The 14893-nt window shown below is 72.8% G+C and carries 11 protein-coding genes; 3 read left to right on the plus strand and 8 right to left on the minus strand.

Annotated elements, in window-relative coordinates:
- Positions 1-41: 41 nt before the first annotated feature.
- The 5 genes from Q2K16_RS08345 to Q2K16_RS08365 form a co-directional block, all read right to left on the minus strand.
- On the minus strand, positions 42-1667 hold the full coding sequence (locus Q2K16_RS08345; protein ID WP_302746404.1) for a glycoside hydrolase family 13 protein: 1626 nt from the start codon (positions 1665-1667) through the stop codon (positions 42-44).
- A gap of 71 nt (positions 1668-1738) precedes the next feature.
- On the minus strand, positions 1739-2626 hold the full coding sequence (locus Q2K16_RS08350; protein WP_302744540.1) for a carbohydrate ABC transporter permease: 888 nt from the start codon (positions 2624-2626) through the stop codon (positions 1739-1741).
- Between the two features lie 3 nt (positions 2627-2629).
- The gene (locus Q2K16_RS08355; RefSeq protein ID WP_302744541.1) at positions 2630-3589 is read right to left on the minus strand and encodes a carbohydrate ABC transporter permease; all 960 of its coding nucleotides are present in this window, start codon (positions 3587-3589) and stop codon (positions 2630-2632) included.
- Between the two features lie 68 nt (positions 3590-3657).
- On the minus strand, positions 3658-5034 hold the full coding sequence (locus Q2K16_RS08360; RefSeq protein WP_302744542.1) for an ABC transporter substrate-binding protein: 1377 nt from the start codon (positions 5032-5034) through the stop codon (positions 3658-3660).
- Between the two features lie 305 nt (positions 5035-5339).
- Positions 5340-6341, minus strand: coding sequence for a LacI family DNA-binding transcriptional regulator (locus tag Q2K16_RS08365; RefSeq protein ID WP_302744543.1), 1002 nt, complete (start codon positions 6339-6341; stop codon positions 5340-5342).
- Positions 6342-6559: 218 nt separating this feature from the next.
- Between Q2K16_RS08365 and Q2K16_RS08370 the strand changes: the two genes are divergently transcribed.
- From Q2K16_RS08370 to Q2K16_RS08380, 3 genes are all read left to right on the plus strand, one after another.
- Positions 6560-7816, plus strand: coding sequence for an ROK family protein (locus tag Q2K16_RS08370; RefSeq protein ID WP_302744544.1), 1257 nt, complete (start codon positions 6560-6562; stop codon positions 7814-7816).
- Between the two features lie 18 nt (positions 7817-7834).
- Positions 7835-8677, plus strand: coding sequence for a LacI family DNA-binding transcriptional regulator (locus tag Q2K16_RS08375; RefSeq protein WP_302744545.1), 843 nt, complete (start codon positions 7835-7837; stop codon positions 8675-8677).
- 127 nt (positions 8678-8804) lie between these two features.
- Complete coding sequence (locus Q2K16_RS08380; protein ID WP_302744546.1) at positions 8805-10358, plus strand: cellulase family glycosylhydrolase; 1554 nt, start codon at positions 8805-8807, stop codon at positions 10356-10358.
- Between the two features lie 120 nt (positions 10359-10478).
- Here the strand turns inward: Q2K16_RS08380 and Q2K16_RS08385 are convergent, their stop codons facing one another.
- The 3 genes from Q2K16_RS08385 to Q2K16_RS08395 form a co-directional block, all read right to left on the minus strand.
- A complete protein-coding gene (locus tag Q2K16_RS08385) occupies positions 10479-12245 on the minus strand; it encodes a DUF1996 domain-containing protein (protein ID WP_302744547.1) in 1767 nt (588 codons plus the stop codon).
- 127 nt (positions 12246-12372) lie between these two features.
- Positions 12373-13725: a hypothetical protein gene (locus tag Q2K16_RS08390; protein ID WP_489671905.1), complete on the minus strand. Its 1353-nt coding sequence runs from the start codon at positions 13723-13725 to the stop codon at positions 12373-12375.
- 77 nt (positions 13726-13802) lie between these two features.
- Positions 13803-14855 carry an NAD-dependent epimerase/dehydratase family protein gene (locus tag Q2K16_RS08395; protein WP_302744549.1) on the minus strand — a complete coding sequence of 351 codons (1053 nt, stop codon included), beginning with the start codon at positions 14853-14855 and terminating at the stop codon, positions 13803-13805.
- Positions 14856-14893: the final 38 nt, after the last annotated feature.

Consider the following 14893-nt stretch of genomic DNA (forward strand, 5'->3'; position numbering starts at 1 on the left):
AGGTGTTCCGGCGGCCGGGACGGGCCGCCGGGTGGTGCGGGTCAGGCCGTCCGGGTCCGTAGCCAGACCGCGGTGTCCGGGGGCAGCCGGTCGTCGTCGAGCGGCCCGCTGGCCAGCAGCACCCGGTCGTGCCCGGGCAGCGTCACCGGCTCGGCACCGAGGTTGACCAGGCAGGCGAACCCGGGTTCCCGGGCGAACGCGAGCACCTGTGGTGGCGCGGGCAGCCAGGTCAGCGTGCCGTCACCGAGGGCGGGTTCGGCCCGGCGCAGCGCCAGCGCGGCCCGGTACAGCTCCAGCATCGAGTGCGGGTCGCCGGTCTGGGCGCGGACGGTGCGGTCCTTCCAGTCGGTCGGCTGTGGCAGCCAGGGCGCGGCGGCGGCCCCGTCGGGGCTGAACCCGAACGGCGGCGTGTCGCCCTGCCAGGGCAGCGGCACCCGGCAGCCGTCGCGGCCCGGGTCGACCCGCCCGGAGCGTTCCCACATCGGGTCCTGCCGCAGCGCGTACGGGATGTCCTCGACCTCCCACAGTCCCAGCTCCTCGCCCTGGTAGACGTAGGCGGCGCCGGGCAGGGCGAGGCTGAGCAGCGCGGCGGCCCGGGCCCGGCGGGTGCCGAGTTCCAGGTCGGTGGGGATGCCCTCGCGCTTGGCGGCGAAGCTGAACGTGGTGTCGGCCCGGCCGTAGCGGGTGACGTGCCGGGTGACGTCGTGGTTGGACAGCACCCAGGTGGCCGGGGCGTCGACCGGGGCGTGCGCGCCGAGGGTGCCGTCGATGCTCTCGCGCAGCGCGGCGGCGTCCCAGGCGCAGCCGAGGAAGTCGAAGTTGAACGCGGTGTGCAGTTCGTCCGGGCGCAGGTAGTTGGCGAACCGCTGCCGGTCGGGCAGCCACACCTCGCCGACCAGCGCGCGCCCGCCCGGGTAGGAGTCGGCGATGCGCCGCCAGGCGCGGTAGATGTCGTGCACGCCGTCCCGGTCGTGGAACGGGTGCGGCCGGTCCGGGTGGACCTCCGGCAGCGTGCCGTCCTTGACGAGCAGGCCGGCGGAGTCGATCCGGATGCCGTCCACGCCCCGGTCGAACCAGAAGCGCAGGATGTCCTCGAACTCGGCGCGGACCCGGGGGTGGTCCCAGTTGAAGTCGGGTTGCTGCGGGGCGAACAGGTGCAGGTACCAGTCGCCGGGGGTGCCGTCCGGGTCGGTGGTGCGGGTCCAGGTGGGGCCGCCGAACTCGCCCGTCCAGTCGGTGGGCGGCAGGTCGCCGTCGGGTCCCCGTCCGGGACGGAACCAGAACAGCTCCCGTTCGGGGGCGTCCGGGCCGCCGGTGAGTGCGGCCCGGAACCAGGGGTGCGCCTCCGAGCAGTGGTTGGGCACCACGTCGACGATGGTCCGGACGCCGAGCGCGTGCGCCTCGGTGATCAGCGCCTCGACCTCGGCGAGGGTGCCGAAGACCGGGTCGATGTCGCGGTGGTCGGCGACGTCGTAGCCGGCGTCGGCCATCGGCGACGGGTACCAGGGGCTGAACCAGATGGCGTCGACGCCGAGGGCGGCGAGGTGGTCCAGGCGGGCGCGGATGCCGGCGACGTCGCCGATCCCGTCGCCGTCGCCGTCGGCGAAACTGCGCGGATAGACCTGGTAGATCACCGCGGAGCGCCACCACGGGCTGCTGTCGACCATGGGCACGGTCACCTGCTTTCTGCGGGTCGGTTCTGCTGCGGCGGGCGGGAGCGGCGGGCGGGGACGCCCGCTCAGCCCTTGAGGCCGCCGGTGGTCAGGCCGGACATGATGTTCCGTTGGAAGATCAGGAACAGCACGACGGTGGGGATGGCGGCGATGACCGAGGCGGCGATCACCACGTTCATCGGGGTGCCGCCGGCGAAGGCGTAGATGCCGACGCTGACCGTGCGGGTCTCCGGTGACGGCATGACCAGCTTGGGCCAGAGGAAGTCCTTCCAGACCGCCGTCACCGCGAAGATCGCCACCACGCCGAGGATCGGGCGGGACATCGGCAGGACGATCGACCAGAGGGTACGCAGCGGTGACGCGCCGTCGACCACGGCGGCGGCCATCAGGTCGTCCGGGATGGAGTCGAAGAACCGCTTGAGCAGGAAGATGTTGAACGCGTTGGCGACCAGCGGCAGCCAGATCGCAAACGGGGAGTCGAGCAGGTTGAGGTGCACGACCGGCAGGTCGATCACGGTCACGTACTGCGGGACGATGAGCACCATCGCCGGGATCATCAGCGTCGCCAGCATCATGGCGAGGATCAGCCCGCCCAGCACCGGGCGCAGCTTCGACAGCGCGTACGCCGCGGCGGTGTCGAACACGAGCTGGAACAGCACCGCGCCGGTGGCGTAGTAGAAGGTGTTGAACAGCAGCTTGGCCAGGTCCAGGTTGGTCCAGGCGTCGACGTAGTTGCCCGGTTGCGGGTCGTGGGGGAACAGCGACGGAGGGGTCTGGGCGATCTCCTGGCCGCTCTTGAGCGCGCCGGTGACCATCCAGTAGAGCGGGCCGAGGAAGACCAGCGTGAACACGACCACGACGACTGTCAGCACGGTCCAGTAGAGGACCCGGCCGCGTCCGCGTCGCAGTTGTGCCGGGGCGATGAGGGTCCGGGTGGTGGGGTCGGCGGCCATGTCCTAGTCCTGTCTCGCGGTCAGTCGCAGGTAGACGGCGGAGAACCCGGCCAGCACCACCAGCATGATCACGCCGAGCGCGGCGGCGCCGTTGAGGTCGTTCTGGAAGAAGCCGTGCTGGTAGATCAGGTACGCCACCGAGGTCGCCGAGTCCTGGGTGCCGGCGCCGTTGGCGAGGATCAGCGGCTCGATGAACAGCTGCATGGTGGCGACGATCTGGAGCATGGCCAGCAGGGCGAGGATCAGCCGGGTCTGCGGGATCGTCACGTGGACGATGCGCCGCCACAGTCCGGCGCCGTCGAGTTCGGCGGCCTCGTACAGCTCGCCGGGGACGTTCTGCAACGCGGCCAGGTAGATCAACACCGCGCCGCCCATGTTCATCCAGGTCGACGCGAGCACCATGGCCGGCATGGTCATCGTGGGCGACTGCATCCACTCGGAGGTGGGCAGGCCGAGCGCGGTGAGGACCGCGTTGAACAGCCCCGCCCCGCTCGGGTCGTAGGCGTAGAACTTGAACAGGAACAGCGCGGACGCCGGGGGCAGCATCACCGGCAGGTAGACCAGCACCCGCAGGTAGCCGGTGGCGTGGCGCAGCTCGTTGAGCAGGATCGCCACGAGGAACGGGACGGCATAGCCGAGCACCAGGGCCAGGCCGGTGAAGACGAAGGTGTTCTTCCACGCCGTCCAGAAGCTCGGATCGGCGATGATCCGGGCGTAGTTGTCCCAGCCGACCCAGGTGGTCTCGCCGCGCCGGGTGCGCTGGAAGCTCATCACCACGCCGCGCACCATCGGGTACCAGGAGAAGACGGCGAAGCAGACGAGCGCGCCGACGAGGAACGTGTGCCCGGTCAGGTTGTCCCGTACCCGCCGGCCGCGTCCGGCCCGGCGCGCGGCGGTGGGCTGCGGCGACGGCGTGGGGCGGCCGGGGCGGCGGGTGGCTCCCGGGGCGGCGGTGAGCGCCAAGGCAACTCCCTGCGGTAGATGGGTCGCGGTGGCGTGGGGGCCGGGTGGCCGGCCCCCACGCGGGCGGGTCAGCTGTGGGCGGCCAACAGTTGGTTGATCTTGCCCTCGGCCGTGGTGAGCAGGGCGTCGATGTTCGCGTTCGGGTTCGTCAGCACCCCGGACATCGCGGCGTCGAGCACCGCGTAGATGGCCTGGGCGTTGCGCGGCTCCCCCTTGATCGGCACCGGGTTGGCCTCGAAGGCCGCGAAGTTGGCGGTGTCCACGTTGGCGTTGGCCTTGCGCAGGTCCTGTTCCTGCTTCTGCGCGTCGCTGCCGGCGGCGAACAGCAGCGGCTGGGGCAGGCCGACCGGGTAGTTCTGCGGCTTGGCCCGGGCGTAGTCGAACTGGCCCTTGCCCGGGGTGAGCTTCTGGTAGGCGATCCACTTCAGGCCGGCCCTGACCTGCTCGGGCGACAGGCCCTTCTTGAAGAAGTAGCCCTCGCCGCCGCCGAGCGTCGCCGACGCCTTCCCGTCCTGGCCGGGCAGCGGGCCCATCGCCCAGTCCTGGTACTTGCCCTGGAACTGCGTGACGATCGCCTGGGTGGCGTCGGGCGCGCCGATGAACATGCCGACCTTGCCGGCGCCGGCGTTGGTCAGCAGGTCACCCCACTGCAGGAGCTGGCGGCTGCCCATGCTGTCGTCGCCGTGGCGCATGTCCCTGAGGTTCTGCAGGACCTGCCTGCCCGCCGGGTTGTTGAAGTCGGCCTTCTTGCCGTCGGCGCTGAGCACCTGGCCGCCCTGCGAGTAGAGCAGCGCGGTGAAGTGCCAGCCACCGGTGTTGCCGGCGCTGTACTCGGAGTAGCCGGCGACGCCGCCGCCGAGCGCGGAGATCTTCTTGGCCGCGGCGCGCACCTCGGACCACGTCTTCGGCGGGGTGGCCGGGTCCAGGCCGGCGCGGTGGAAGAGCGCCTTGTTGTAGACCAGGCCCATCGAATAGTTCTTCACCGGTACGCCGTAGAGCTTGCCGCCGTCGGTGAAGACCTCCTTGAGCGCCGGGTCGACGCTGTCCCAGGTGGGGATGGTGTCCTTGCCGACGTAGTCGGTGATGTCCATGGCCTGACCGGAGTCCAGCACCTGCGCCAGGTCGGTCATGTAGCCGTAGAAGACGTCGGTGACGGTGCCGCCGGCGAGGCGGGCGGTGAAGTCCGGCGGGTTGTTGCACTGCTCGCCGACGCTGACGCTCTTGACGACGATGTCCGGGTTCTGCTGCTGGAACGCGGCGACGTCGTCGTTCCAGTTCTTCAGCAGTTCCTTCTGTGCGCCGACCGGCTGGCAGTCGACCGTGATGGTGACCTTGCCGCCGGCCGCGCCGGAGTCGTCGCTCTTGGTGGAGCACGCCGCCAGGCTGAGCCCGAGGCCGGCCGCGAGCGTCAGGGCCGCGACCTTCCGGTACTGCGGTACGGACATCTGTCCATCCCTTCGGGAACGGTTATCCATGACCTGCACTGATCTGCGGTGACCGGGCGGCTGCCGGTGACGGGGGTGGTGGGGTGGCAGCCGCCCACGCCCCGCCCCGGACTCGGTGCCCGGGGTCGGGTTGAGTGGAGTCAATGTAGCGACGTGGACTCTTTACAGCAAGGTTTCGACCACATGACGAAAGAAATCGACTTAGGAGTGGTTGATCGCAACGACGTCGACCCCGGGCAGCAGAACGGCCGCCGACCGCGGGTGCGGTCGACGGCCGGGAGACGTCGCGGTCCGGTCGTGGCGGGTCAGTCGCGGGGCACGGGGGCGGTGGAGCCGCGCACCACCAGCTCGGGTTCGAAGAGCAGCTCGTCGTGCAGCACGCCGGCCCCCTCGATCTGGGTGACCAGCAGATCGACCGCGGCCTGCCCCATCGTCTCGATCGGTTGGCGCACGGTGGTCAGCGGCGGATCGGTGCAGGTCATGAACGCCGAGTCGTCGAAGCCGACCACCGACACGTCGGCCGGCACCGCGCGGCCGAGCCGGCGGGCGGCCCGGACGGTGCCCAGCGCCAGCACGTCGCTGGCGCAGATCACACCGGTCACGCCACGCTCGATCAGCCTCGTCGCCGCGACCCGGGCACCCTCCATCGAGAAACTGGACCGCTCCACCAGGCGGTGGTCGGTGTCCCAGCCGGCGGTACGGACCATCGCGTCCAGCTTGCGGCGCGACGGAATGTGGTCGGCCGGACCGAGCACCATGCCGATCGTCTGGTGACCGAGCGACCGCAGGTGCCCGTACGCCTGCTCGACGGCGACCGCGTCGTCGGTGGACACCCGGGGGAAGCCCAGTTCCTCGACGCCCGCGTTGACCAGGACCACCGGCAGGCCCCGGTCGGTCAACCGCCGGTAGTGCTCGTGCGAGGCGTCGGCCAACGCGTACGAGCCGCCCGCGAAGATGACGCCGCTGACCTGGTGGTCGAGCAACATCTCCACGTAGCCGGACTCCGGCACGCCACCGATGGTGCGGGCGCACAGCGCCGGGGTGAACCCCCGTTGGGCGAGCGAGCCGGTGACCACCTCGGCCAACGCCGGGAAGATCGGGTTCTGCAACTCCGGCAGCACCAGGCCGACCAGCCGGGCCCGTTCGCCGCGCAGTTTCGTGGGGCGTTCGTAGCCGAGCACGTCGAGGGCGGTCAGCACCGCCGCCCGGGTCGCCTCGGACACTCCCCCGCGACCGTTGAGCACCCGGCTCACGGTCGCCTCGCTGACCCCCGCCTTGCGGGCCACCTCCGTCAGACGCTTCGTCACGGCGGCAATACTACGTCGGATTCCTGCAAAAACTGAACAGGCGGACGGCGAGAATCGGTCCACCCCCGACCGCCACGGTGTCGGGGCGCGTCAGCGAGCCGGCGGCCCGCCCCTCGGCCACGATCCTGTGCCATCGGGATACTTGTATACTCTGGTCCGCCGACCTAACAGCCCCTGGCAGAGAAGCAGTGAGCGGACCAGCAGCGAGCAAACCCCAGGTGAGCAGCAGGTCGGTCGTTCTCGACGCGATCCGCGCGGCCGGGACGATCAGCCGGGTCGGGCTGATCCGGGCCACCGGTTTCACCGCGCCGACCATCTCCACCCTGGTCCGCAAGCTGATCAACGAGGACCTGGTCGTCGAGACCGGCCACGCGAAGTCGACAGGCGGCAAGCGCCGGGTCCTGCTCCAGCTCAACCACGCCGCCCGGTACGCCGTGGGCGTGCACCTCGATCACGGCGTCATCACGTACGCCCTGACCAACCTGGGTGGCACGGTGGTGGCCCGGATCTCCCGCCCGGGGGCCGGCGCGCAGGAGCCGGCGGCGGTGGTCGCCCGGATCGCCACCGAGATCGCCGCGCTGATCGACGGGGTCGGGGTGGAGCGGGACCGCATCCTCGGCGTCGGTCTGGTGTTCCCCGGGCCGGTCAACGCCACCCGGGGCATGGGTGGCCCACCGGACGTGGGGCTCGCCCCCGCCATGCGGCAGTGGAACGGGTTCCCGCTGGGCGCGGCGCTGGAACAGGTGACGACCCTGCCGGTGGCGCTGGACAACGACGCGACCGCGGCGGCGCTGGGCGAGCACTGGACCGGCGGGTTCGGCACGGCGACCTCGGCCGCCGCCCTCTACATGGGCACCGGCATCGGCGCCGGGCTGGTCATCAACGGCAGCACCTACCGGGGGCCGAGCGGCAACGTCGGCGAGCTGGGGCACGTGTGCGTGTCGGCCGACGGGCCCCGGTGCTGGTGCGGGGCCCGGGGCTGCGTGGAGGCGCTGGCCGGGCCGGCCGCGGTGGTCGCCGCCGCGCGGTCGGAGCCGGCCACGGCGCGGGCGGTGGGCTTCACGCCGGGCCTCCGACGGCCCTCGGTGGTCGCCGACTTCGCCGCGATCAGCCGGGCCGCCCGTCGGGGCGAGCCGCACGCGCTGGCGTTGCTGGAGCGGTCGGCCCGGCACCTCGGGGTGGCCGCCCGGACGCTGGCGAACCTGATGGACCTGGAGGTGCTCGTGCTGACCGGGCCGAGCCTGGCCACCGCCGGGTCGGTGTACCTGCCGATCGTCCGGCACGAACTGCGCGCCTGCTTCGCCCGGGGCACGCACACCGTCGACGTCCGGCTCTCCCGTTCCGCCGCGACGGCCTCGGCCGTCGGCGCGGCCGTCCTGGTCCTCGAATCGGAACTGGTCCCGCCGGGTTACGGGCCACGCCCGCCCGAGCAGGTGGCCGGTCGGCGGGTCCGGCTCACCGAATCGGCAGGCTGAGTGACCCGGGGGTACGCGATGGACGACACGTGGCGCACGAGCGCGGTGGGGCTGGTGCTCGCCCGGCCGCCCCGCCTGCTCGGCACCGAGCCGTTCTTCATGGAGTTCATCGCGGGTATCGAGGAACGGCTCGCCGCGCACGGCAGGTCGGTGCTGCTGCACGTCGTCGCGCACCACGACGCCGAGATCGCCGCGTACCGCCGGTGGGCGCGGCAGCGGCTGGTCGACGCGGTCGTGCTGGTGAACCCGTCGGTCGACGACGCCCGCCCGGCGGTGCTGCGGGAGCTGCGGCTGCCCGTGGTGGTCGCGGGCGAGCCCACCGGCGACAACCCGGCGGTGCGCCGCGACGACGCCGGGTCGATGCGGGCGGCCCTGGCGCACCTGGTGGCCCTCGGGCACCGGCGGGTGGCCCGGATCAGCGGACCCGACGCGCTGCTGCACACCCAGACCCGGACGGCCGCGATGCTGACGGCGGCGGCGGAGTCGGCCGTCGACGCCGTGGTGGTGGAGGGCGACTACTCGGCGGAGTCGGGGGCGCGGTTGACCACCGGGCTGCTGGACGGGCCCGAACCACCCACCGCGATCATCTACGACAACGACCTGATGGCGGTGGCGGGCCTGCACGCGGTCACCGAGCTGGGCCACCTGGTCCCCCGCGACGTCAGCCTGATCGCCTGGGACGACTCCAGCCTCTGCCGGCTGGCCTCGCCCGCGCTGACCACGATGAGCCTCGACGTGCACTCGTTCGGCGAGTCGGTCGGCGAGTCGGTGCTGCGGCTGGTCACCGGCGAGTCGGTGCCGCAGCGCTGGTGCGCGACCGAGACGGTGGTCGCCCGGGGCACGACAGGCCCGCCCCGGTAACGCGGGAATGCGGTCCCATCTGGTGCCCCGTCGAAACGGCATCGATACGCTTGACTTAATAAGGCGAATAAAGAAAGCTCGCAGGCGCGCTCCCATCGACGCTCCCCTCTATGCCTAGGAGAGCTTCATGACACGTCGTCATGCCCTGCTGGCGGCGACAGCCGCCGGCACACTGGTGGCCGCCAGCCTGACCGCGGCCACCCTGCCCGCCTCGGCCGCCGCCGCAGGCTGTGCGGTCACCTACACCGTGCAGAGCCAGTGGACCGGCGGGTTCAGCGGCAACATCGCCATCACCAACCTCGGCTCGGCACTGGCCAACTGGACGCTGACGTTCGACTTCCCGGACACCGACCAGCGGGTCACCCAGGGCTGGAGCGCCGCCTGGTCGCAGTCCGGTGCCCGGGTGTCGGCGGCCAGCCTGAGCTGGAACAGCGCGCTGAACACCGGCGCGTCCACCACGATCGGCTTCAACGGCGCGTGGAGCGGGACCAACCCCGTACCCACGTCGTTCGCGCTCAACGGGACGACCTGCACCGGCGTGGTCAGCCCGACGACACCCCCGCCCACGACGCCGCCGCCGACCACCCCACCGCCCAGCACGCCGCCACCCACCACCGCCCCGCCCACCACCCCACCGCCGACCACCACCCCGCCGCCGGGCGGGGCCGCGCCGAGCCTGCGGGTCTCGGGCAACCGGCTGGTCACCGCGGCCGGGGCGACCTACCGCCTGCTCGGCGTCAACCGGGCCAGCGGCGAGTTCGCCTGCGTCCAGGGCAAGGGCATGTGGGACAGCGGCCCGGTCGACCAGGCCTCCGTCGACGCGATGAAGGCCTGGAACATCCGCGCGGTACGCATCCCACTGAACGAGGACTGCTGGCTCGGCCTGTCCGGGTCGCCCAGCGGGGCCACCTACCAGCAGGCGGTCAAGGCGTACGTGAACCTGCTCGTCGCCAACGGGATCAACCCGATCCTCGACCTGCACTGGACCCACGGCCAGTACACCGGCAACATCTCGGCCTGCCCCGACGTGAACGCCACCTGCCAGAAGCCGATGCCGAGCCGGCAGTACACGCCGCAGTTCTGGACCGGCGTGGCCACCGCGTTCAAGGGCAACGACGCGGTGCTGTTCGACCTGTTCAACGAGCCGTACCCGGACGCCGCCAACAACTGGTCGGACATGACGGCCGCGTGGCGCTGCCTGCGTGACGGCGGCACCTGCACCGGCATCGAGTACCCGGTGGCCGGCATGCAGAGCCTGGTCGACGCCGTCCGCGCGACCGGGGCCACCAACGTCCTGCTCGTCCCCGGTCTGACCTGGACCAACGATCTGACCCAGTGGCTGGCCTACAAGCCGACCGACCCGCGCAACAACATCGTCGCCTCCTGGCACTCGTACAACTTCAACGCCTGCGTCACCGAGACCTGCTGGGACACCCAGATCGCGCCGGTGGCGGCCCAGGTGCCGGTGCACGCCGGGGAGATCGGCCAGGACACCTGCGCCCACGACTACATCGACAGGTTGATGACCTGGCTGGACAGCAAGCGGCTGGGCTACACCGCGTGGACCTGGAACCCGTGGGGTTGCAGCGGCGGCAACGTGCTCATCGAGGACTACAACGGCACCCCGACCAAGAGCTACGGCGAGGGCTACCGGGCCCACCTGCTCTCCGTGACCCCGTAACCGACCGCACGACCGACCCGTGGCTGTCCCGGCCGGCCGGGTCGGCCACGGGTCAGCGCGACACCACCGCCCTCGGCGTGGCGGTGGTGTCGCGCCCTCCCGCGCCGCGGCGCCCCGGGGTCAGGAGCAGTTCCTGCCCTTGTTGATGCAGGTGGCGATGCGCTGCATGGTCTGGGCGGAGTTGACGTTGACGAAGTCGTTGTGGTCGGAGAACGGGTTGTGGTTCTCCTCCGGGAACGAGTCGAGCGCGTACTGGCCCTTGAGCTGCACGTCCCGGGGAATGTCGTAGCCGACGGTGATCCGCAGCTGCGGGATCGCCCGGAAGCCCTGCGGGCAGGCACCGGTGGCCCGGTCGGCGAACGCGACGTGGTTGCGGTGGTTGTCGCTGTCGACGTTGCGGCCGTCCCAGCAGCCGGGGAAGTCGTGCACCCGCTGGACCTGGCTGCCGGCGGGGCAGATCGGGTACTTGTCGGCCAGCCGGTCGGCGAAGCCCGAGCAGGTCCAGGTGGCGCGGGCGTTGGCCGGGCCACGGCTGGTGGGCTTGGCGTCACCGGTGAGCGCCCGGAGGAACTTCGGCATCGGCACCACCCGGCTGACGGGGTTGCCGCGGTACTCGATCAGCACCCGCGCCGGGCGGACGATGCCGCCGGTGTTGCCGGGCAGCTCCAGGTCGGGCCCCTGCGGGTCGGGCAGCGCGGTGGCGGTGGCAGGCGCAGCGGTCGTGGGTGCGTTGCCCGGGGTGCCGGGGGCCTGGTCCAGGGTGCAGGTGGCGAACGCGTCGAGGCCCTGCGGGCGGGCGGCCTGCCGGCCGATCGCGATGGCGATCCGGTCGAGCACCGCGATCCGCTTGGCGCGCAGCGGACCGAGGATGGCGTTGTCGACGAAGGCCGGGCCGCCCTGCCCCCGGCTGGTGACGAGGCGTTCGTTGGCCTCGGAGAGTTGCCTGTCGAGCTCGTCGAGGTTGCGGTTAACCTCGGCGAGCGCCCCGGCCGGGACACCTGGCAGCTTGTCCCGCACGGTGGGGCACTGGATGCGCGGGTTGGCCGCCTGGGCCGCCGTGACGCTGGCACGGTGGGCGCCGGCGGGCATCCGGGCGTGCATGTCGTCGTAGCTGACGTCGCACTCGACCAGCGAGACCAGGCCGGGCTGGTTGCCGCCGGCGGCGGTGACCGAGGCGCTGATCTGCCTGATCGTCGCGGCGCGGCGGGCCCGCAACGCGTCGACGACCCCCCGGTTGAACGCGGCGTCGATGCGGCCCCGGCTCGCCGTCATCCGCTGGTTCGCCGCGGCCTGCTGGCGGTCCAGGTCGGCCAGCAGCCGGTCGACGGTGCCCCGGGCCTCGGTGGGGACGGCGCGCAACCGCTTGCCGACCGAGGGGCAGACGACCACCGGTTGGGTCTGGGCGAGGGCCTGCCGCACCTGGTCGTCGTCGCGGACGCTTCGGTCGATGCGCACCACCGGCCAGAAGTAGGACGACTTGTCGCCGTTGCGGCAGGTGGTGCCGGAGGCGTCCAGGTCGGCGTCGGAGGAGTTGGCGGTGATCGCCAGGTTGCCGACGAAGTCGTGGACGTGTTCGGCGCCGTTGCGGATCCCGGGCTGGGCCACCGGGTTGTCCGGGCTGAACTTGCCGTTGCCGTTCGTGCCGCAGTCCACGGTGAACCGGCCTGGCGACCCGCCCGCCGCCGGCTGCGGGTCGCGCACGTTCGGCGGCACCTTCTCGATCGGCACGAACTGGTCCAGGCTGGTGGCGGCGTCCGCGGTGCCCCTGCCGCCGCCGGAGACGAAAGTGACGGTGAGCGCACCGGTGGCCGCCAGCACCAGCGTGGCCAGGGCGATCCGGGCCGGTCGGGTGTGGACCAGCGGGGTCCCGTCGGGTCTGCGGTTCATCGGAAATCTCCTCCAGGCCGGAAACCGGCTGCGGTGGTGTGCTGTCTCCCGGGGATACGGCCCGGCGGGTGGGCAACGGTCACCGTCGGCCGGGTACGTCATGGTTCGGTAAGAAGTCGCGCCGGTGCTACCAGCCGGTCAGGAGCAGGTGGTTGACCGTGAGCGCCACCGCCGCCTGCACCACGAGCCAGCCGCGCCGGTCGGCTGCGGGGATCAGGGCCGCGCCGGCCGTCAGCCAGACGGTGAACGGCAGCCAGATGCGTTCCACCTCGGCCTTGCTGTAGCCGGACAGGTCCGCCGCGAGGATCACCGCCGTGGCGGCGAGCGGCAGCAGCCAGGTGGCGTGCTCCGTGTCCGGCCGCCGTGCCGCGAGGGCCCGCCGGCCGGCCGGCACCGCCCGCCGCAGGATCACCGCCGCCACCGGGCCGGCAGCCACCACCACCAGCGCCAGGTCGGCCCAGACCCAGTAGCCGTACGCCCGGTCGGCGGCGACCCCCTGGTAGTAGCGTTCGATGACCAGGTGGTAGCCGGTGGGCCACCAGAACCCGGCGGCGGTGAACGCGGCGGCGACCGGCAGCGCCCCGACGACCGCCCACCCCACGGTGCGCCGGTGCCGGCCGGCCAGCACGACGACCGCCAGCGCGAGCGGGGCCATCAGCACCAGCCCGTACGACAGGTAGCAGCCGAACGCCAGCAGGGCCCCACCGGCGAGCGCCCCCACCGCGCGGCCCCGGGTGACGCCGTGGGCCAGCAGGGCGATCCCGGTGGCGGTCACCCCGGCGAACAGCCCGTCGGCCGACACCCCGGCCCAGACCGCACCGGGGAACAGCACCACGAACGGCAGCACCGCGCGGGCCGCCGCCTCGGTGCCGAGCAGCCGTACGGTGTGCGGCACGGCGACGGCGACGAGGCCCGCCACCAGGATGCACAGCGTCCCCGCCCAGCCGCCGCCGGACAGCCCGACCCGGTCGAGCCCGACGAAGACGAGCAGCGCCCCCGGCGGGTGGCCGGAGACGTGGGTGGTCCAGGAGTCCGGTTGCCCGTCGAGGATGCGACCGGCGAAGCCGGCCAGCATGGCGGGGACGTCGGTGACGCCGGGGGCCTCGTGCAGGTATTCGTGGCGGGTGGTCAGCCGGCCGGCGACGCCACGGTGCCAGCCGTCGACCAGGGCCAGGGACAGCGTCCAGGCCACCGCGGTGGCGTAGCCGAGGGCGAGCAGCGGTCGCCAGGGCAGCCGGGCGGCCACCGCCGGCCCGTGCCAGCAGACCAGCGCGGCCAGCAGCAGGGCCGGCGGGGTGCCGATGCCGACGTGCGGCAGCCAGTGCGCGAACAGCGGTGCCGCGCTGGCGTGCACCGGATGGCCGAGCAGGTAGAGCACCCCGCCGGTGACGGCGGCCACCGCGAACAGGCCGACGGCGGCAGCGGCGGCGATCACGTCGGCGCGCGGCGGGCGACGGCGCGGGCCGCCCTCCGGTTCCACCCGGCGGCGGTGCGCGTCGTCGGACGGCACCGGACGGCTGTCGGGCACCCGGGTCGGACGGTTGCCGGGGGTGGCGCTCACCCGCGCAGGGGGGCGTGGGCGAACTCGGCGATCCCGTCGGCGAGCCCCACGGCGGCCCGGAACCCGAGTTCGGTCTCCGCCCGGGTGGGCGAGGCGACCACATGCCGCACGTCGCCGAGCCGGAACTCGCCGGTGACCACGGGCGGCGGCCCGTCGGCGGCGCGGGCCAGTTCCGTGGCGACCTCGACGACGGTGACCGGCCGGCCGGAGGCCACGTTGTACGCCCGCCAGCCGGTGGCGGTGCCTGTCGCGTCCAGCGCGGCGAGGTTCGCCGCCGCCACGTCCCGGACGTGGACGAAGTCGCGGCGCTGGCCGCCGTCCTCGAAGACCCGGGGTGCCCGGCCGGCCTCCAGCGCGGACCGGAAGATCGCCGCGACCCCGCTGTACGGGGTGTCGCGGGGCATCCCCGGCCCGTAGACGTTGTGGTACCGCAGCGCCACCACCGCGCCGCCGGTCTGCCGGGCCCACGCGGCGGTCAGGTGCTCCTGGGCGGCTTTGCTGGCGGCGTACCCGCTGCGCGGGTCGAACGGATCGTCCTCGTCGACCAGCCCCGGGGTGAGGGTGGCGGCGCAGCGCGGGCAGGTCGGCTCGTATCGGCCGGCGGCCAGGTCGGCGACGGTACGCGGCGCGGGGCGCACCGGACCGTGCCCGGCGCAGGCGTACGCGCCCTCGCCGTAGACCACCATGGAGCTGGCCAGCACCAGCCGGTGCACGCCCGCCCGGGCCATCGCGGCGAGCAGCACGGCGGTGCCGAGGTCGTTGCACCCGACGTACTCGGGCAGGTCGTCGAGGTCGACGCCGAGGCCGACCATGGCGGCCTGGTGCACCACCGCGTCGACCCCGTCGGCCAGGACCTCGGCGAGGGCCGGCCGGTCCCGGACGTCGAGCCGGACGAGCGGTGCGCCCGCCACGGTGTCCGGCAACGGCCCGCGGTGCGCGCCGGGGTGGCCGGAGTCCACCACGGTCACCCGGTGTCCGGCGTCGTGCAGGGCGGTCACCACATGGGTGCCGATGAAACCGGCGCCGCCGGTGACGAGTACGTGGGTCACCCGCCGACGGTAGGGCCGGTGACCACCGTCGCGCCGCG

It is taken from the genome of Micromonospora cynarisoli (genome assembly GCF_030518815.1).
Lineage (GTDB): Bacteria > Actinomycetota > Actinomycetes > Mycobacteriales > Micromonosporaceae > Micromonospora > Micromonospora wenchangensis.

Coding starts and splice junctions, on each gene's coding strand:
- Q2K16_RS08345 (WP_302746404.1), bottom strand. CDS start 1,667: ATGGTCGACAGCAGCCCGTGGTGGCGCTCCGCGGTGATCTACCAGGTC.
- Q2K16_RS08350 (WP_302744540.1), bottom strand. CDS start 2,626: ATGGCCGCCGACCCCACCACCCGGACCCTCATCGCCCCGGCACAACTG.
- Q2K16_RS08360 (WP_302744542.1), bottom strand. CDS start 5,034: ATGTCCGTACCGCAGTACCGGAAGGTCGCGGCCCTGACGCTCGCGGCC.
- Q2K16_RS08375 (WP_302744545.1), top strand. CDS start 7,835: ATGGACGACACGTGGCGCACGAGCGCGGTGGGGCTGGTGCTCGCCCGG.
- Q2K16_RS08380 (WP_302744546.1), top strand. CDS start 8,805: ATGACACGTCGTCATGCCCTGCTGGCGGCGACAGCCGCCGGCACACTG.
- Q2K16_RS08385 (WP_302744547.1), bottom strand. CDS start 12,245: ATGAACCGCAGACCCGACGGGACCCCGCTGGTCCACACCCGACCGGCC.